Raw genomic sequence first — 17303 nt, 5'->3', positions numbered from 1 at the left:
AGTAGCAATGAGGGGCATACTTGGCGGTTGCTCCCCTCAAGACAGACAATTGAAGCCTGACTGTTAAGCTACATGAAATTTATTTAAAAACGAATAAAAATGAAGGATAACAGATGACAAATGAGCAAGAACTTATAAATTCTGCCATAAACCTTGCCCAAAAATGGCAAAATAGAGCTACAGAGCTTGTAAGTGACTTTGATAGAGAATTCTATGTAAAAATGAATAAGATGCTAGACCATCCAAAAGATAAAGCACTTTTAATAGAACTAATGGATCAGTGTTTTAGAGCCCAATCAAACGATAGAATTGCTAATCAGATTATATTTTTACTTGAAAAACATGGAATGGCACACTTTTTTACAACAAAAGATAAAACACTATTATGGTTATTCCAAAACTTTGGTAAGTATTTACCGAACCTTTCAGTTCCAATGTTTGTAAATCAAATTAGAGAAGATACTAGAACAGTTGTAATAAAAGGTGAAGAAAAGCCTTTTAATGCACATTTAGTTCAAAGAAAATCAGAAGGAACAAGAGTAAATATCAATCTAATTGGTGAAGTGGTTCTTGGTGAAGAAGAAGCTCAAGAGAGAGTTCAAAAATATTTAAAAGCATTATCTAACCCAAATATTGACTATATTTCGATTAAAATTTCAACAATTTACTCTCAAATCAATGCATTAGATTTTGATCATACTGTTGAAGTTCTTGTAGATAAATTAACAAGAATTTATAAACAAGCGCAAGAACATCCTTATATTGCACCAGATGGTACAAAATCAAATAAATTTATCAATCTTGATATGGAAGAGTATAGAGATTTAGATATTACTGTTGCAGTATTTAAAAAGACTTTAGAAAAAGAAGAATTTAAAAATTTCTATGCTGGTATAGTACTTCAAGCATATCTACCTGATTCGTTTAATGTTCAAAAAGATTTAACTTCTTGGGTAAAAAATAGAGTAGAAAATGGTGGAGCACCTATTAAAGTTAGACTTGTAAAAGGTGCTAATATGGAGATGGAAGAGACTGAAGCATCTCAAAAACATTGGGAAATGGTTACTTATACTGAAAAATTAGATACAGATTCAAATTATAAAAGAATGGCAAGATTTGCACTTCAACCCCAAAATGCTCCTTTTTTACATTTAGGAACTGCATCTCATAATCTATTTGAATTAGCATATGCAACACAATTAGCTGAAGATAATGATGTATCAAAATATCATACTTTAGAGATGTTAGAAGGTATGAGTGAAGCTGCAAGGTTAGCAATAAAAGAGATTTCTAAAGAAGTTATTCTTTATGCTCCAACAGCTGCAAAAGAGCAATTTACAAATGCTATTGCTTACTTAGTTAGAAGGTTAGATGAAAATACTGGTCCAAATAACTTTATTAGATACTCTTTTGGTTTAACAGTTGGTTCAGAAAATTGGAATATGCAAAAAGATCTATTTATTAAATCTTTTGAAGCAGAAAAAACTTCTTTTGTTGGTGCGAAAAGAACTCAAAATAGATTAGAAGAAAAATGGAATGATTTTAAAAAGTCTGCATATGATACAGGTGTTTATGAAGCAGAAGCTGATACAGATTTTATATTACCTAAAAATCATGAATGGGCTAGAGATATAGTTAAAAAATGGAAGTTTGATAAAAATACAGAACATAAAATAGCTCCAATTGTAGTTGGTGGTGAAGATATAACTAATGACAGAGAGATTATTGAAGCAATAGACAAATCACAAGTTCAAGAGGGTGTATTAGCTGGAAAATTTGCTATTGCAAATGCTGAAGATATTAAAAAATCTGTTGAAATAGCAAGTGCAGATGTTGATGGATGGAGAAGTAAAACTCATAAACAAAGACATGAAATATTAAAAGAAGCAGCGATAAAAGTACGTGAAAGAAGAGATGATTTAATTGGTATAGCAGCAGCAGAAGTTGGTAAAGTATTTACTGAAACTGATGTTGAAGTATCAGAATCAGTTGATTTTATTGAATTTTATCCATATTCTGCAGAATACTTTGATAAATATGAGAATTTAGAGTTTAGTGGAAAAGGTGTTGGTGTGGTTGTTCCTCCTTGGAATTTCCCTGTAGCTATTCCTTTAGGTGGTATTGCAGCCACACTTGCCGCTGGAAATACTGTTATTATAAAACCTGCATCAGTTGCAGCTTTAACTGCATATGAAATGTGTAAATGTTTCTGGGATGCAGGAGTTTCGAAGAATACACTTCAATTCTTACCTTGCCCAGGAGCTTTAGCTGGTGAACATTTGATTCCAAATAAAGCAGTTGACTTTGTAATTTTAACTGGTGGTGAAGACACTGCTTATAAAATGTTAGAAACAAGACCTGATTTATTCTTAACAGCAGAGACTGGAGGAAAGGATGCTACTATTGTCACAAATATGGCAGATAGAGAACAAGCTGTTAAAAATGTATGTCAAAGTGCCTTTTCTAATTCAGGTCAAAAATGTTCTGCTACTTCATTACTTATACTTGAAGATGAAGTATATGAAGACAAAGATTTTAGAAAAGCATTAATTGATACTGCAAATTCAATGAGTGTGGGTTCTGTTTGGGATTTTAAAAATAGAATTGGAACTTTAGCAAATCCAGTTTCTGGTAATTTAGAAACTGCAATTAATTCTCTTGAAACAGGAGAAGAGTGGGCTTTAAAACCTTCTTATTCTGATGATAATAAGTTTATGTTAAAACCAGCAATAAAATGGGGTGTAAAAGAAGGAAGTTTCTGCCATATGAATGAATTATTTGGTCCAGTACTTGCTGTTATGAGAGCTAGTAATCTTGCCCATGCTGTTGATATTGTAAACTCTACAGGATATGGATTAACTTCTGGTATTGAGTCTTTAGATGAAAGAGAAGTTACTTTTTGGAAAAAAAATATAAAAGCTGGAAATCTATATGTAAATAGAGGAACAACTGGAGCAATTGTTCTTAGACAACCATTTGGTGGTTTAGGTAAATCTGCTATTGGAGCAGGGCGTAAAGTGGGAATTTTTAATTATATAACACAATTTGTAGATTTTAAAGAAGTATCTACTCCAAAAACTAAAAAGAAATATTCTAATAGTTTAACTCAACTTATTGCCTCTTATAAAGATAGTGAAAGTAAAGAAGATTTTGAAAAATTAGAATTATCTTTGCAATCTTATTTAGAAAATTATGAAAATGAATTTTCACAAGAGAAAGATTATTGTGAGGTTAGGGGAGAAGATAATCACTTTAGATACTTACCTTTAAAAAATGTTCTAATTAGAGTATCACATAATGATACACTTTTTGAAGCAGTTTCAAGAATATTAGCAGCGCGAGTTGCTCAAGTTCATTTCAAAGTTTCAATTGAACAAAATAATTTAGTGAAATCATTTTTAAAAGATGCTTCAAAACTATTTACTCCTCGAGATAAAATGATTGAACAAACTGATGCTGAGTTTAAAAGTATTATAAAGAACTATGATAGAGTTATTTATTCGAATATTAAAAAAGTTCCAAAAGTTGTTTTTGAGGAAGCAGCAAAAACAGCTACTTTTATTGTAAGACAAGCTCCTATGATGGAAGGTAGATTGGAATTATTAAACTATTTCCAAGAACAATCAGTATCTCATTCTTATCACAGATATGGGAATATTGGTGCTAGAGGTATAAACTAATATAAAAAGATAAGAAGGAAAATTTTTCTTCTTATCTTTCTAAAGTAAATCTTTTATATAATTTTTCTTTTAATATAGGATATTTAATGACAAATAAAACTAAAGGAACAATACTTGTTCTTATATGTGTAGCTCTTTGGGCTATGATACCTCCTGCAGCTAAGTTTGCACAATCATCTTTAGATAATCATCAATTTCTTTTTTGGTCAAGTTTAATATCTTTTATTTGTTTATTCTTCACTGCTATTTTTAAACAAAAAGTTAGTGAAATCAAAAAGTATTCACGAAAAGATTGGCTAAGTGTTGTTATTTTAGGCCTTTTAGGAACATATGTTTATTATCTATTTTTATATCTTGGATATAAAGAAGCTAAAGGTTTAGAAGTCCTTGTTGTGCAGTATACTTGGCCTATATCAATTGTGGTGTTTTCTCTTTTTTTATTAAAAGAGAGATTAACTGTAAGAAAAACAATAGCAGTATTGTTAGGTTTTTTTGGAGTACTTATTGTTCTTACAAAAGGTAACTTCTCAAATGTTCATGTGGATAATTTTTCTGTAATTATGTTGGTTCTTTTAGGAGCTTCTTCTTTTGCATTATTTTCTGTTTTAAGCAAAAAAATTCATTTAGAACCTATTTCAGTTACTTCTATATATTTTTTAAGTGCAACAATTGCATCTCTTTTTTCTATGTTTTATTTTTCTTCTTTTGCAATGCCAACTTTAAATGAGTGGTTTCCTATACTATTAAATGGTGTATTTTTAAATGGTTTTTCGTATCTTTTATGGATTAATGCATTGAAAATGACAGAAGCATCTTATTTAGCACCATTTGTATTTATAACACCAATTTTATCGGCTATTTATTTGATTTTGTTATTTGATGAACCAATTAAGTTAGTTTATGTAGTTGGATTAATTTGTGTAGTTATTGCAGGTTTGGTAAATAGTTATAAGTTAAAAAAGGAAGATTAGTATCTTCCATTATATTTCATAATAAGAATTTGTTCATAAAGCATATTTCCAAAACCTTCAGGTAAATCTTTATGTTCTTTTTCAACAATACTAATAATATTTCTGATTTGTTCTTCTGTCATGTTTTGAACTATTGGGATAATAGTTCTTGCTATAGTGTGTTTAAATTCTAATACTTCTTCTTGAGTCATTTATATTTTCTTTAATTTAAATTGATATGAAATTATAATCAATTTAACTAAAAAAGGAGTTAATCATAACTGCTTTTTAGATATATCCTCCTGTTGCTTGAAGAATTTCAGAATTGTAATCACTTAACCATATTACTAAAGCTTTTTTCTTATTGTTTTTTTCTAAATTGAATAATGTTGTATCTATTTCTAATTTATTATTTTTAATTTCTGCAAATTTTTGAATATGATTTAAAACTACAAAATCATGTTCTAAAGTTTTATATTTATTTTCACCTCTTTTTATGTTAATTTCATAGTCAAAGCCTAAAATACCTACATTTAAATAAATTTTTTGATTTTTAATATTTTTATTAAAATAAGAGACTTGAAGTTTGTTATTATTTAGATTTATGTTTAGTTTTCCTCCATATTGATTTTTAAAATTTGGAAAACTTTGATTTGTAAACCATGTTCTATACTCTTTTGCATTTATTATGAATTGTGGCGTATATACTGAATTTTTTTTCCAAACTTTACTAGAGTAATATCTTTGTCTGTTATCATTAGATTTAGTTGCAAATACATCCTTCCAACCAATAAAATCCCAATAAGTAATATGGAAAGCCATAGGAATAAAATCTTTAAATAGTTTTGGATGTTCTTTTAAATTTGATAACCATTTATCTGCAGGAGGACAAGAACTACATCCTTGTGATGTGTATAATTCAATAATATTAACTCTATCATCTTTTGATTCAAAAGTATGATCTTGTGCAAATAATATAGTTGAGAGAAAGGCTGTTATTAATAGAAGTTTTTTCATAGATGTTCCTTTTTTTTAATTATAAAAAAATAGTGTGTACTTTTTGTTAACTCAAAGACAAACTTGTCAAATAATAAATATAGACTATTTGCTTTTTTTTTGATATAATCGCGAAAAAATATATAGGATAGATAATTTTGATAGAACTTAGTAAAAAAATATCTAAATTAGTTGGTAAAACAAATGCTGAATATGGCTTAATAAAAGAAGGGGATAAAGTTCTTGTAGGTTTCTCAGGTGGGAAAGACTCAACAACTTTAATACATGCATTAAAAAGATTAAAAAGTGTTACTCCATTTGATTTTGAATTTAAAGCAGTAACGATTACATATGGAATGGGTGAACAAGTTCAGTTTTTAGCTGATCATTGTAAAGAACATGGAATTGAACATGAAATAGTAGATACTGAAATTTTTGAATTAGCTGGTGAAAAAATTAGAAAAAATTCATCTTTTTGTTCATTCTTTTCAAGAATGAGAAGAGGTTATATATATACAACTGCTTTAGAACAAGGTTATAATAAAGTAGCTTTAGGTCATCACTTAGATGATGCTATGGAATCATTTTTTATGAATTTTTTATATAGTGGAGCTTTAAGATCTATGCCTCCAATTTATAAAGCTGAAAATGGTTTAGAAGTGATAAGACCATTAATTTTTTGTAGAGAGAGACAATTAAGAGCATTTGCAGATACAAATGAGTTAACTGTAATTGGTGATGAAGCCTGTCCTGGACTTAGATTTGATGTAAAAATGCCACATGCAAGAGCTGCTACAAAAGAATTATTAGCAAAACTTGAAGAAGAAAATCCTAAAATGTTTGTTTCAATGAAGGCTGCTTTTAATAATATTCAACCATCTACATTCTTTTCAAAAGAACATTTAGATAGAGAAGACTAATGAAGATTTTAATTTCATCTTGTCTTTTAGGTGAAGATGTAAGATATGATGGAGAAAATTCATCAATAGCATACGGTAGTTCTTTCACTTTTGCTCAAAAAGAACTTTTCATGGATATTCTTTGTGAAAATGAAATATACTCTTTTTGCCCTGAAGTTTCAGGTGGATTGCCAACACCAAGAGAAGCTGCTGAGATAATAAGTAGAACAAAGCCTTTTATTGTACAAACTAAAGAAAAAACTGATGTTACAATTAATTTTTTAATTGGTGCAAAAAATGCTTTTGAACTTTGTCAAAGTGAAGATATAAAAGTAGCACTTTTAAAATCAAAATCTCCTTCATGTGGAAATGAAAAAATATATGATGGAACATTTAGTGGAAATTTAATTGAAGGACAAGGGTTAACTGCAAAATTATTGATTGAAAATGGTGTTGTAGTTTTTAATGAAAATCAGTTAGAAAAATTTAAAGAGTTTTTGAAAACTTCTTAAATTTAAAATCTTTCAATATTTTATTGAATTATTAAATTTTAACTTCAAATAATTATTTTTACATTATAAAATTAAATATTTATTATATTTGAAAGGAAGTTTAATGATAAAGGTTTGTTTTTTAGCAACTAATTCGGGAAGTCACGGTTCACCAAATACAATTATGGAAAAAGAATATGAAAGTTCAAAAGATATACTACATCTTCCTAAAGTTGGTGATGAAATTATACTTCAATATGGAGAGATAAGAGAACAATCTTCAACATTTAAAGTAGAAAAGATACAAAAAGAATTTCTTATTGATTACGATGATATAACAATTTATGTAAAAAACATTGAATAAATTTTAAAAAACCAATAACTATTGTATTAAGATTATAACTTTTTCCTATTTAAGTATTATATACTGTTATATAATTGAAGAAAAAGTATTTAACTATTTAGTTAAATACTTACAAAAAAGATAATTTAAAATAAGTTCAAGATTACTATAAATTTTCATTTACTAAATTAGATAATTTTAATGGGTCTAATGCTCCACTAACTCTTTTTACTTCACTTCCATTTTTATAAACTACAAGAGTAGGTATTGATCTTATATTGTATTTAGCACCTAAATTTTGATGTGATTCAGTGTTTACTTTAACAAATAAAGCTTTTAGTGGATATTTTTGTGATACTTCATTGAATATTGGTGTCATCATTTTACATGGACCACACCATGGCGCCCAAAAGTCAACTATTACTGGAATTTCAGAGTTTACAACTACATGATCAAAGTTTGATTCATCTAATTCTATAGGAGTTGTATCTAGTAATGAATTTTTACAAGAGCCACAGTTAGCTTTTGCATAACTGTCTTTTTTGGGAATTGCATTTACTTTTTGACAATGGGGACATACGATATTTATTTTTGACATTCTTCTTTAAGCCTTTATATTTAGTAATACATCTGCGACAGCATTTTGAGTTTCTATTCCTTTTGCATTTGCTTCATATGAAATAACTTCTGGTATTTGTCCTACAATTGAATCAATTAAATCTTGTGTTACTTCTTGATTCTCTGGCTCTCCTACAGTATTAGCTACATCAGCTAGGTTTGTAGCTAACTTGTCTATTTGTACCGCAGAAGCTGTCATTGCATGTATATTATTATCAATTCTCATTACTTTCTCCTTGATTATAATCTTGGCTTTGTAATAAAAGTTTATTTAAGTTTGCAGTTCGTGCTATTTGAGCATCTGCGCTACTTAAATTATCTACTGAACTTGAAGCATCTTTTAACTGTTCTAATTTTACATTTGCACTTGCTTCATCATCTGGAATAGAAGTGTCAAATCTAACTGAACCCCCAGTTGCATATAATTTACCATCTGGTCCTACTTGGTAGTTATAGCTTATTGGTGCAGTTGTAGGTGCTCCTGATGCATGGGTTTGTTCATGAGTTTTTGTTTCGGCATCTAAATCTTTAAATTTGTCTAATACTCTATTATAATCTTTCTCATCATACTTGTTATCGCTAATATTAACTTTATCATAAGATTCTTGTGTAGATTTTTCAAGTTCTTTTTTGTCTATATTAGATAATTCCGCTCTTTTTTGAGCTAGTTCTTGATATATTAGTGATGATGATTGTGAAAAATTATTTATTTCCATAACAAACCTATTTTTGTATTATAGGTATATTATATCAAAGAGAAAAGAAAATGTAAATAAGTGGGACAAACTAGTTAGTTTATCCCTAAGTATTAGTAGTTTATAGCTACCTTATAGTTTGGTTCATCTTCTTCATATGTACAAAATGGTCCAGCATTCTTAAGAATTTTTTTACAATCTTCACTTAAGTGTCTAATTGTAAGCTTTTTCCCTAAATCAGCATATTTTTTTGTAATTGAATCAATAGCTTCAACCCCAGATATATCCATAACTCTTGCATCTTTAAAGTTTAAGATTATATTCTCTGGGTCATGTTTTGTATCAAATAATTCAAAGAAAGATGTAGTTGAACCAAAAAATAGTGGTCCATCAAACTCATAAACTTTTGTATCATTTCCTTCTCTATATGTTCTACTTCTTACTTTTGAATGTTTCCATGCAAATACAAGTGCAGAGATAATAATACCTGTAATAACTGCTATTGCAAGGTCTGCAAAGATAGTGATAATTGTAACTGCAACTAATACAAACTTATCAGAGTTTGGCATATATCTAATTCTATTTCCACTTTCCCACTCAAAAGTTCCAATAGAAACCATAAACATAATACCTACAAGAACTGCAACTGGAATCATTGCAATATATCCAGAAAGAGCCACAACAAAAGAGATAAGCAATAGTGAAGCAGTAAGGGCTGATAATCTACCCCATCCACCATTTGAGAAGTTAATAATAGATTGTCCAATCATTGCACAACCTGCCATTCCTCCAAAGAAACCACAAACTACATTTCCCGTACCTTGGGCAATACATTCTTGGTTTCCACTACCTCTTTTACCTCCCATTTCATCTAGAACAGAAAGAGTTAATAAAGATTCAATAAGTCCTACTAATGCAACTAAAATAGAATAAGGAAGAACTGTTAATATCGAATCAAAATCGACATGTAATGTTGGAATAGAAAAAGAGGGTAAACTTCCTGATATATCAGCTAAATCTCCAACTCTTTTTGTATCTAAATCTAAACCAATAACAATAACAGAAATAACTATAATTGCCACAAGTCCAGATGGTATTGCATTGGAAACTTTTGGAAAAAATTTAACTATTATCATAGTTCCTAATACTAAGGCATACATAATCCAATTTTCACCTTTAAAAAGAGGAAACTGAGCCATTGCAATAACAATTGCTAGACCATTTACAAATCCATACATTGCTGGTTGGGGAACTAATCTAATTAATTTTCCTAGTTTAAATACTCCAACTAATATCTGAATAATACCTGCTAAAATAGTTGCTAATAATATATATTGTAAGATATAATTTGATAGTTCGTTAGTTACTGTTAGTTGCTCTAATAGGTTTTGAGGAAGTGCTTCTTTGATTTTTACTCCAAGTCCTACTAGTACAACAGCAACTGCACCTGTAGCTCCTGAAATCATTCCGGCTTTACCACCAATCATTGCAGTAATTAACCCTAATATAAAAGCAGTATATAATCCAACTAGAGGAGACACTCCTGCAATAATAGAAAAAGCAATAGCTTCAGGAACAAGTGCTACAGCAACAACAATTCCTGATAAGACATCACTTTTTATAGATTGTCCTATAAATGTATTTTTTATATTTAACAAATTAAAACCTTTCTTTAATAAAGGCGCGATTATATCTAAAAGTTCATTAAGATAAAGTTAAGCTTATTTTATGAGCAGTTTAATTATTTATAGCTTATAATAGAGAATGAAAAAAGAGTTTTATAAAAGTCTTAGTTTTAAACTTATTGTTTTAAGTATAATAATTATTCTATCATTATTTACATCAAGTTTTATGTTTAATTCACAAATTGATAAATTAAAAAATCATATAGATAAAATATATTTTGGAAATTATGTGCCTGTGTTAAAATTACATGCTATAGAAGAAGAGTATAAAGATTTGATTGTTTGTATGAGAACACATAAAAAATGTAATAGAGATCCATATTTTAGAAAAATTAAAAAAGAGTGGACTTATTATAATAGCGCATATAAAGATATTGATGAAAGGAAAGTTGTTGAAGTAGTTAATAAAAGTGTTAGCACTTCTTTAACTTATTCAATAAAAATTTCTGAATATGATAGCATCATAAATAAAATTAATTTTTTAAAAGAGCATGAAAAAAAAGTTGCTTATAAGCAACGAAGAGCATTTTTAAAAGAGTATTCTTCTATGAAAGACTATCTTTTTTATAATATGGTTTTATTAATTATTGTCTCTTTTATTTTTATTTCTTTAATTATTTATTCTATTATTAAAAAAGATAATCAACTAAAAATTCTTACTAAAAAATATAAAATGGACTCAATAACTGATTCTATGACAAAATTATATAACCGTATGTATTTTGACAAGATATTTGATAATATGCCTTTTATTTCAAATGCAAATAATTGGAAAACAGCTTTTGTTATGTTTGATATTGACTTTTTCAAACAATATAATGATACCTATGGTCATGATATGGGTGATGTCACTTTAAAAGCAGTTGCAAGTAACTTGAAAACTTATTTTAATAAAGAGTACGAATATGTATTTAGACTTGGTGGTGAAGAGTTTGGAGTTATTTTATTTGATATTGATGAGGATATCTTAAAAGAGTGTCTAAAAGATGTTAATAAAAATATCGAGTCATTAAATATTGAGCATAAAAATAGTAAGATATCACAAGTAGTTACTATATCTATTGGAGCAGTTATATATGAACCAAATTCATATATTTCTTGTAATAAATTATATAAAATAGCTGATGAATGTTTATATAAGTCAAAAGAAAATGGTAGAAATCAATTTACAATACACAATGAAGGGGAATAATGACATTTTTATTTGATAAAAACAGTCACTTTAATTTAGCCAATTTAGCAACTTTTTTTAATATTGCAGCAGGAGTTTTTGCAATTTATTATTTAACACATGATAATTTTTTCGCAGCAGCACTTTTTGCGTGGTTAGCTGGTGCATTCGATATAGTAGATGGTAAAATTGCAAGAAAATATAATTTATCAACTGAATTTGGAATTCAACTAGACTCATTTGCTGACTTTTTATCTTTTGTAATAGTTCCAACTATGTTTATATTTTTTGCAGTAATTGATGGAAAAGAGATGATGTTAAATACACCTCTTATTGCATTTGCTTTTATTTATTATGTGATATCAGGTTTAAGAAGATTAATTCAGTTTAATATAAATGCCGAAGAGGGTGAAGTATCTAAATACTTTACAGGTGTTCCAACTCCTTTAGGAGCAATTCTTTTATGGCTAGTTTATCTTGTATGGTTAACTGGCATAATGAATGAACATGTAGTTATTATTTTAATGATTGTTATAGGTTTCTTACTTAATTCTAAACTAAAAATTCCTCATCCATAATATGAATAAAGTTACGACTATTGATTTAGGCTCTAATTCTTTTAGAGTCTTAATTTATGATTGCTTAAATAATCAAATAATTGATGAATATAATGAAGTTGTAGGTATGGCTGATGGTTTAAATGAAACAAAGGCTATATCAAAAGAGGCTCAAGAAAGAGTTATAAATGCAATCAATCAATCTTCAATACAATTAGGTTATGAACCTTCTAAAGCAGTTTGTGTAACAACAGCAGCTATGAGAATAGCTTCAAATAACAGTGAAGTATTAAAAACCTTCGAAAAAAGAACTGGTGCTAAATTTAATATAATAGATGGGAAAGAAGAAGCTAGACTTACTTTATTAGCTGTTAAATATGCACTTAAAAGAGAAAAAATAAATTCCTCAAAATTTGTTTTGCTTGATATTGGTGGTGGGTCAACTGAAATTATAGTAAATGATGGAGATTCTTATTTTTCACATAGTTTTAATTTTGGCATAGTAACCTTAACTCAAAAGTATTTAAAATATGAAGATTTAATTAAAGAACTAAATTCACATAAAGTTGATATACGAGCCTTTATTGATGAATTAAAAATAGATTTAAAAGATTATACCTTTGTTGCAACTGCTGGCACTCCTACAACTATAGCTGCAATAAAACTAGGACAAGATTTTTTCCATTATGATAAAGAGTTAGTAAATGGAACAGTACTAAATTTAAAAGATTTAGAAGACTCATTAGATATTTTTAGAAATTCTTCAAAAGATATAATTACTAAACTAGTAGGTAGTGGTAGGGTAGAGTTTATTGAAATAGGAATTTATATTTATAGAGCAATATTTGAAGTTCTAGAAAAAAATGAATCTATTGTTTTAGATGATGGATTAAGAGAAGGTGTTGCTATAAATCATTGTATTTTAAAATAAATACTAAGATAATAGCCTAACACTTTGTTCTTGTACTATATTTGCTTGAGAGGCAGCTAAATAGCCTACATTTGCTTGTATATTAGTTTTTGAAAAATCATTTACTTCATTACCAAAATTAATATTTTTATTAGCTCTATTTTGATTAGAAAGTTCAACTTGTTCTTGTATTGAAACTCTTGCACTTGATTCAAGTTTATTTCCTAAATCAGTAAATTGGTCTTTTAAATTTTGAAGTTGATTAATACTATTTTCAACTTTATTTATAGTCTCTTCTAGAGCATCAGTATTGTTAAAATCTGTATTACTAATTTCTTGTGCTAACTGTGATGCAATATCAGGTGTATTTGGTTTATCTATAGAGAAATATGCCTCTTTTGTAAAAATATTTACTGTTAAATCATCTTCATAATCATCTATTGCAATTAGATTTTCGTTTTTATATTTTGTTTGAAAAGCCTCTTCTCTAAATTTTAAAAGTTCAAGATTTACATCATTTTTTTGAGTGTTTTTGTCATAGTCAATATTATCATCATTTTTTAAATCAGTAAGTTTTTCTTGTATATTTTGAAGGTATTCTTGTTGCTTTTCTAAACCATTTTGTGCAGTTTTAGAAATACCAATCCCTTCATTAAAGGCTTGTAGAGATTGAGATAATTCATCTCTTTTTTTATTGTAGTCACTTATTGATAGTTTTAGAAATGGATCGTTGTTGTTGATTTGTTCTGTACTATTAGCTCTATCAATATGTTGTTGAGGAACACTATTTAAAGAAGCTATGTTGTTATTAATACTATTTACATCCATAAAAAACTCCTATTGTTGTACTCTTGTATACCTATTTTACTATAACAAAGATAAATTAAAACTAAAACTAATTATTTAAATAACAATTACTAAGTGTATTTATAAACTATAACTTGACTATTTCATTAAGAAATGAACAAAAAATAATATTAGATAATTTTCTATTTTATAATTGAAAGATAAGATTGTTATAGTTTTATGTATAAGCTCTAATAATAGATATTTAACTATCTTAAACCGCTATTAATAATAACTTTTGTAAAATATCTGATTAATTTACGATAGGGAGAGACAATGAGAATAACTGGCGCAAAAATGGTTACGGAATCATTAAAAGAAGAAGGGGTAGAAGTAGTATTCGGATATCCTGGGGGCGCTATTATGAATGTCTATGATGAAATTTATAAACAGAGCTTTTTTCAACATATTTTGACTAGGCATGAGCAAGCTGCAATCCACGCAGCAGAAGGTTACGCAAAATCTACTGGGGAAGTAGGTGTTGCTATTGTAACAAGTGGACCAGGATTTACAAATGCTGTTACAGGATTAGCAGATGCATATATGGATTCTATTCCATTAGTTGTTATTTCTGGACAGGTTCCAACAACAATTATTGGTACAGATGGATTCCAAGAGATTGATGCTGTAGGTATTTCTAGACCTTGTACAAAACACAATTATTTAGTTAATAAGATTGAAGATTTACCAAGAATTATTAAAGAGGCATTTCATATTGCAGCTACTGGAAGACCAGGACCTGTTCACGTAGATATTCCAAAAGATATTACAGCAGAACTTGCAAATTTTGAATATCCAAAAGAGGTTAATATTCCAACTTATAAGCCAACAGTAAAGTACAATAAAAGGCAACTAAAAAAAGCTATGGATGCAATTTCTAAAGCTAAAAAACCTTTATTGTACGTTGGTGGTGGAGCAATTTTAGCAAACTGTGCATATGAAATTAGAGAATTAGCAGAAAAATTAAATATTCCTGTTGTTGAAACTCTAATGGCAAGGGGAGTAATGGGGCATGACCATGAACTTTTAATGGGTATGCTAGGTATGCATGGTGAGTTTGCAGCAAATATGGCTGCTCATGATACTGATTTACTTATTTCACTTGGTGCTAGATTTGATGATAGAGTTACGGGAAGATTAGACGAATTTGCGAAAAAAGCAAAAGTAATACATGTAGATATTGACCCAGCATCTATTTCAAAACTTGTAGATACAAATTTCCCAATAGTTGGGGATTTAAAGGTAACTGTTCAAGGTATGATTGATTCTGCTTCAGAGATGGAATTTAATGATTACTCAAATTGGGTATCTTTACTTAGGGATTATAGAGAAAAAGAACCTTTAAGATATAACGATTCTGATAGTGTTATTAAACCTCAATGGCCAATCGAAAGAGTTGGGCAATTATTAGGAGAAAATGCAATTATTTCTACAGATGTTGGACAACATCAAATGTGGACAGCACAGTTTTATCCTTTTTCTTATCCTAGACAATGGAATACCTCTGGTGGATTAGGTACTATGGGGTTTGGGCTTCCAGGTGCTATGGGTGTTGCACGTGGTAATAAAGACAAGGTTTCAATTAACTTTACAGGTGATGGTTCAATCTTAATGAATATCCAAGAGTTAATGACATGTGTTGAATATAATTTACCAGTGATTAATATCATTCTTAATAATAATTATTTAGGAATGGTAAGACAATGGCAGACTTTATTTTATGAAAATAGAATTTCGGAAACTGATCTTTCTGTTCAGCCAGATTTTAAAATGCTTGTAGAATCATTTGGTGGAATAGGTTATAGAGTAACAACAAAAGAGGAGTTTGATACAGCATTAAATGATGCTGTTGAAAAGAAAAAACCAGCAATGATTGAAGTTATAGTAGCACGGGATGAAATAGTATTACCAATGGTTCCAAATGGACATGCTTTAAATGAAATGACACTTTTAGGAGATAGCAATGAATAATTTTAATCACTATTATGATTCTGAGACTACTAGACAAGTTATTTCTGTAATTGTTATAAATGAACACAATGTCTTATCAAGAATCGTTGGACTATTTTCAGCACGTGGATATAATATTGATTCTTTAACTGTAGCTCCAATGTCAGGTACTGAATATTCTAGAATGACTATAGTAACAACTGGAGATAAAAGAGTTATTGATCAAATTGTTAAGCAGTTGAATAAGTTAATTCCTGTATTAAGGGTTAACGAACATAAAAATGTTATAGAAAAAGAGACGGTTTTAATTAAAATACCAATTGAACAACCTCTTAGTGATATTGAAGTAATTGCAAGGGCATATAATGGACATATTCAAAATGTTACTGAAGATGCGATTGTAATTTCTGCAACTGATGAGCCTCATAGAATTGCAAACTTTACAAATATAATGAATAAATTTAAGCCACTTGAAGTAGTACGAAGTGGTGTTGTAGCAATGGAAAGATAGAAATCGTAAGATTTCTTATCTTTTCATAACTTTAAGGATAAAACTTGACACTAAATGAGATTTCAGAAGCTTTAGAAATAGAATGTAAAAATGACATTGAGATTTCAGGATTAAATACTCTTCTTGATTCAAATAAGAAAGAATTAACTTTTTTAGAAAATAAAAAATATATTAAAGATTTAGAAAAAACAAAAGCAGCAGCGGTTTTAGTAAAAGAAGAATTTGTAAATAAAGTTCCGAAAAATACTATAGCTTTAGTTTGCGAAGAACCATATTTAAAACTAGCATATGCTTCAAAGTTATTTGCTCCTAATGTTGTTGAAACACAGGGTAAAGAGTGTATTGTTGGAAAAAATACTATTATTCAATCTAATGTATACTTAGGAAAAGATTCAATAATTGGTTCAGATTGTACTATTATGGCTGGTGCTTTTATAGGTGATAACGTAAAGATTGGAAATAATACAATTATTTATCCAAACGTTTCAGTTTATAGAGATTGTGAAATTGGAAGTGATTGTATAATACATTCAGGAACAGTTATTGGTAGTGATGGTTTTGGTTTTGCAAATACAAAGTTAGGTAAATATATAAAGATTTATCAAAATGGTAATGTTGTTATTGAAGATGATGTTGAAATAGGTTCAAATACAGCTATTGATAGAGCAGTATTTAAATCAACAATAATTTCTTCAGGTGTACGACTTGATAATTTAGTTCATATTGCACATAATTGTAAAATAGGTCCTGGTTGTATTTTAACAGGACAAGTTGGCCTTTCTGGTTCTACTACACTTAATGAATATGTAATTATGGGTGGACAAAGTGCAACAGCAGGACATCTTGAAATTGCACCTTTTACTACAATTGCAGCACGTGGTGGTGTTACAAAAACAATAGATGAACCTAAAAAACAATGGGCAGGTTTTCCTCTGTTTGAGCATAGACAATGGCTTAGACTTCAAGGAAGAATTGCAAAATTATTAAACAAATAAAGGCTA

18 protein-coding genes are annotated in these 17303 nt (G+C 28.7%); 11 read left to right on the top strand and 7 right to left on the bottom strand.

Annotation, left to right across the window (positions count from 1 at the left end):
• Positions 1–113 precede the first annotated feature (113 nt).
• On the top strand, positions 114–3680 hold the full coding sequence (locus BT997_RS06175; RefSeq protein ID WP_072680583.1) for a bifunctional proline dehydrogenase/L-glutamate gamma-semialdehyde dehydrogenase: 3567 nt from the start codon (positions 114–116) through the stop codon (positions 3678–3680).
• 86 nt (positions 3681–3766) lie between these two features.
• Positions 3767–4651 (top strand): DMT family transporter, encoded by an 885-nt coding sequence (locus tag BT997_RS06170; RefSeq protein WP_072680582.1) that lies wholly within the window; start codon positions 3767–3769, stop codon positions 4649–4651.
• Here the strand turns inward: BT997_RS06170 and BT997_RS06165 are convergent.
• A complete protein-coding gene (locus tag BT997_RS06165; protein ID WP_072680581.1) occupies positions 4648–4842 on the bottom strand; it encodes a hypothetical protein in 195 nt (64 codons plus the stop codon). The two genes, BT997_RS06170 and BT997_RS06165, sit on opposite strands and share 4 nt — an antisense overlap.
• Before the next feature lie 76 nt (positions 4843–4918).
• Positions 4919–5647, bottom strand: a complete 729-nt coding sequence (locus tag BT997_RS06160) for a DUF1223 domain-containing protein (RefSeq protein ID WP_072680580.1) — start codon at positions 5645–5647, stop codon at positions 4919–4921.
• Positions 5648–5784: 137 nt separating this feature from the next.
• Here BT997_RS06160 and BT997_RS06155 point away from each other — a divergent pair, with 137 nt between their 5' ends.
• From BT997_RS06155 to BT997_RS06145, 3 genes are all read left to right on the top strand, one after another.
• The gene (locus BT997_RS06155; RefSeq protein ID WP_072680579.1) at positions 5785–6546 is read left to right on the top strand and encodes an ATP-binding protein; all 762 of its coding nucleotides are present in this window, start codon (positions 5785–5787) and stop codon (positions 6544–6546) included.
• Positions 6546–7037 (top strand): DUF523 domain-containing protein, encoded by a 492-nt coding sequence (locus BT997_RS06150; protein ID WP_072680578.1) that lies wholly within the window; start codon positions 6546–6548, stop codon positions 7035–7037. The genes BT997_RS06155 and BT997_RS06150 overlap by 1 nt, the downstream gene beginning before the upstream one ends.
• Positions 7038–7140: 103 nt before the next feature.
• Positions 7141–7380 carry a hypothetical protein gene (locus tag BT997_RS06145; protein ID WP_072680577.1) on the top strand — a complete coding sequence of 80 codons (240 nt, stop codon included), beginning with the start codon at positions 7141–7143 and terminating at the stop codon, positions 7378–7380.
• A 145-nt stretch (positions 7381–7525) separates the two neighbouring features.
• Here BT997_RS06145 and trxC read toward each other — a convergent pair whose 3' ends face one another.
• The 4 genes from trxC to BT997_RS06125 form a co-directional block, all read right to left on the bottom strand.
• Entirely contained in the window at positions 7526–7957 is a 432-nt protein-coding gene (trxC, locus tag BT997_RS06140) for a thioredoxin TrxC (protein WP_174247205.1), read from the bottom strand.
• Positions 7958–7963: 6 nt separating this feature from the next.
• A complete protein-coding gene (locus tag BT997_RS06135) occupies positions 7964–8203 on the bottom strand; it encodes a hypothetical protein (RefSeq protein WP_072680576.1) in 240 nt (79 codons plus the stop codon).
• Positions 8193–8693, bottom strand: a complete 501-nt coding sequence (locus BT997_RS06130) for a putative metalloprotease CJM1_0395 family protein (RefSeq protein WP_072680575.1) — start codon at positions 8691–8693, stop codon at positions 8193–8195. Before BT997_RS06130 ends, BT997_RS06135 begins: the two co-directional genes overlap by 11 nt.
• Before the next feature lie 92 nt (positions 8694–8785).
• Positions 8786–10330: a SulP family inorganic anion transporter gene (locus tag BT997_RS06125; RefSeq protein ID WP_072680574.1), complete on the bottom strand. Its 1545-nt coding sequence runs from the start codon at positions 10328–10330 to the stop codon at positions 8786–8788.
• 256 nt (positions 10331–10586) lie between these two features.
• On the opposite strand from BT997_RS06125, the gene BT997_RS06120 reads away from it, so the two are divergent.
• Genes BT997_RS06120 through BT997_RS06110 form a run of 3 tightly spaced genes read left to right on the top strand, consistent with a single transcriptional unit; the run spans position 10587 to position 13016 of the window.
• Positions 10587–11549, top strand: a complete 963-nt coding sequence (locus tag BT997_RS06120; RefSeq protein ID WP_174247204.1) for a GGDEF domain-containing protein — start codon at positions 10587–10589, stop codon at positions 11547–11549.
• Positions 11549–12106 carry a phosphatidylcholine/phosphatidylserine synthase gene (locus tag BT997_RS06115; protein WP_072680572.1) on the top strand — a complete coding sequence of 186 codons (558 nt, stop codon included), beginning with the start codon at positions 11549–11551 and terminating at the stop codon, positions 12104–12106. The genes BT997_RS06120 and BT997_RS06115 overlap by 1 nt, the downstream gene beginning before the upstream one ends.
• 1 nt (position 12107) lies before the next feature.
• Positions 12108–13016: an exopolyphosphatase gene (locus BT997_RS06110; protein WP_072680571.1), complete on the top strand. Its 909-nt coding sequence runs from the start codon at positions 12108–12110 to the stop codon at positions 13014–13016.
• 3 nt (positions 13017–13019) lie between these two features.
• Here the strand turns inward: BT997_RS06110 and BT997_RS06105 are convergent, their stop codons facing one another.
• Positions 13020–13823 (bottom strand): hypothetical protein, encoded by an 804-nt coding sequence (locus BT997_RS06105; protein WP_072680570.1) that lies wholly within the window; start codon positions 13821–13823, stop codon positions 13020–13022.
• 294 nt (positions 13824–14117) lie between these two features.
• On the opposite strand from BT997_RS06105, the gene BT997_RS06100 reads away from it, so the two are divergent.
• The 3 genes from BT997_RS06100 to lpxD are packed head-to-tail and all read left to right on the top strand — an operon-like array spanning position 14118 to position 17297.
• Complete coding sequence (locus BT997_RS06100) at positions 14118–15812, top strand: acetolactate synthase large subunit (RefSeq protein WP_072680569.1); 1695 nt, start codon at positions 14118–14120, stop codon at positions 15810–15812.
• Positions 15805–16302, top strand: a complete 498-nt coding sequence (gene ilvN, locus BT997_RS06095; RefSeq protein ID WP_072680568.1) for an acetolactate synthase small subunit — start codon at positions 15805–15807, stop codon at positions 16300–16302. The genes BT997_RS06100 and ilvN overlap by 8 nt, the downstream gene beginning before the upstream one ends.
• Before the next feature lie 44 nt (positions 16303–16346).
• Positions 16347–17297, top strand: coding sequence for a UDP-3-O-(3-hydroxymyristoyl)glucosamine N-acyltransferase (gene lpxD, locus BT997_RS06090; protein ID WP_072680567.1), 951 nt, complete (start codon positions 16347–16349; stop codon positions 17295–17297).
• Positions 17298–17303 lie beyond the last annotated feature (6 nt).

Origin of the sequence: Arcobacter sp. LA11 (assembly GCF_001895145.1) — a bacterium.
Lineage (GTDB): Bacteria > Campylobacterota > Campylobacteria > Campylobacterales > Arcobacteraceae > Halarcobacter.
The sequence above is the reverse complement of the archived record's forward strand: the minus strand, read 5'-3'. Positions and strand labels throughout refer to the sequence as shown.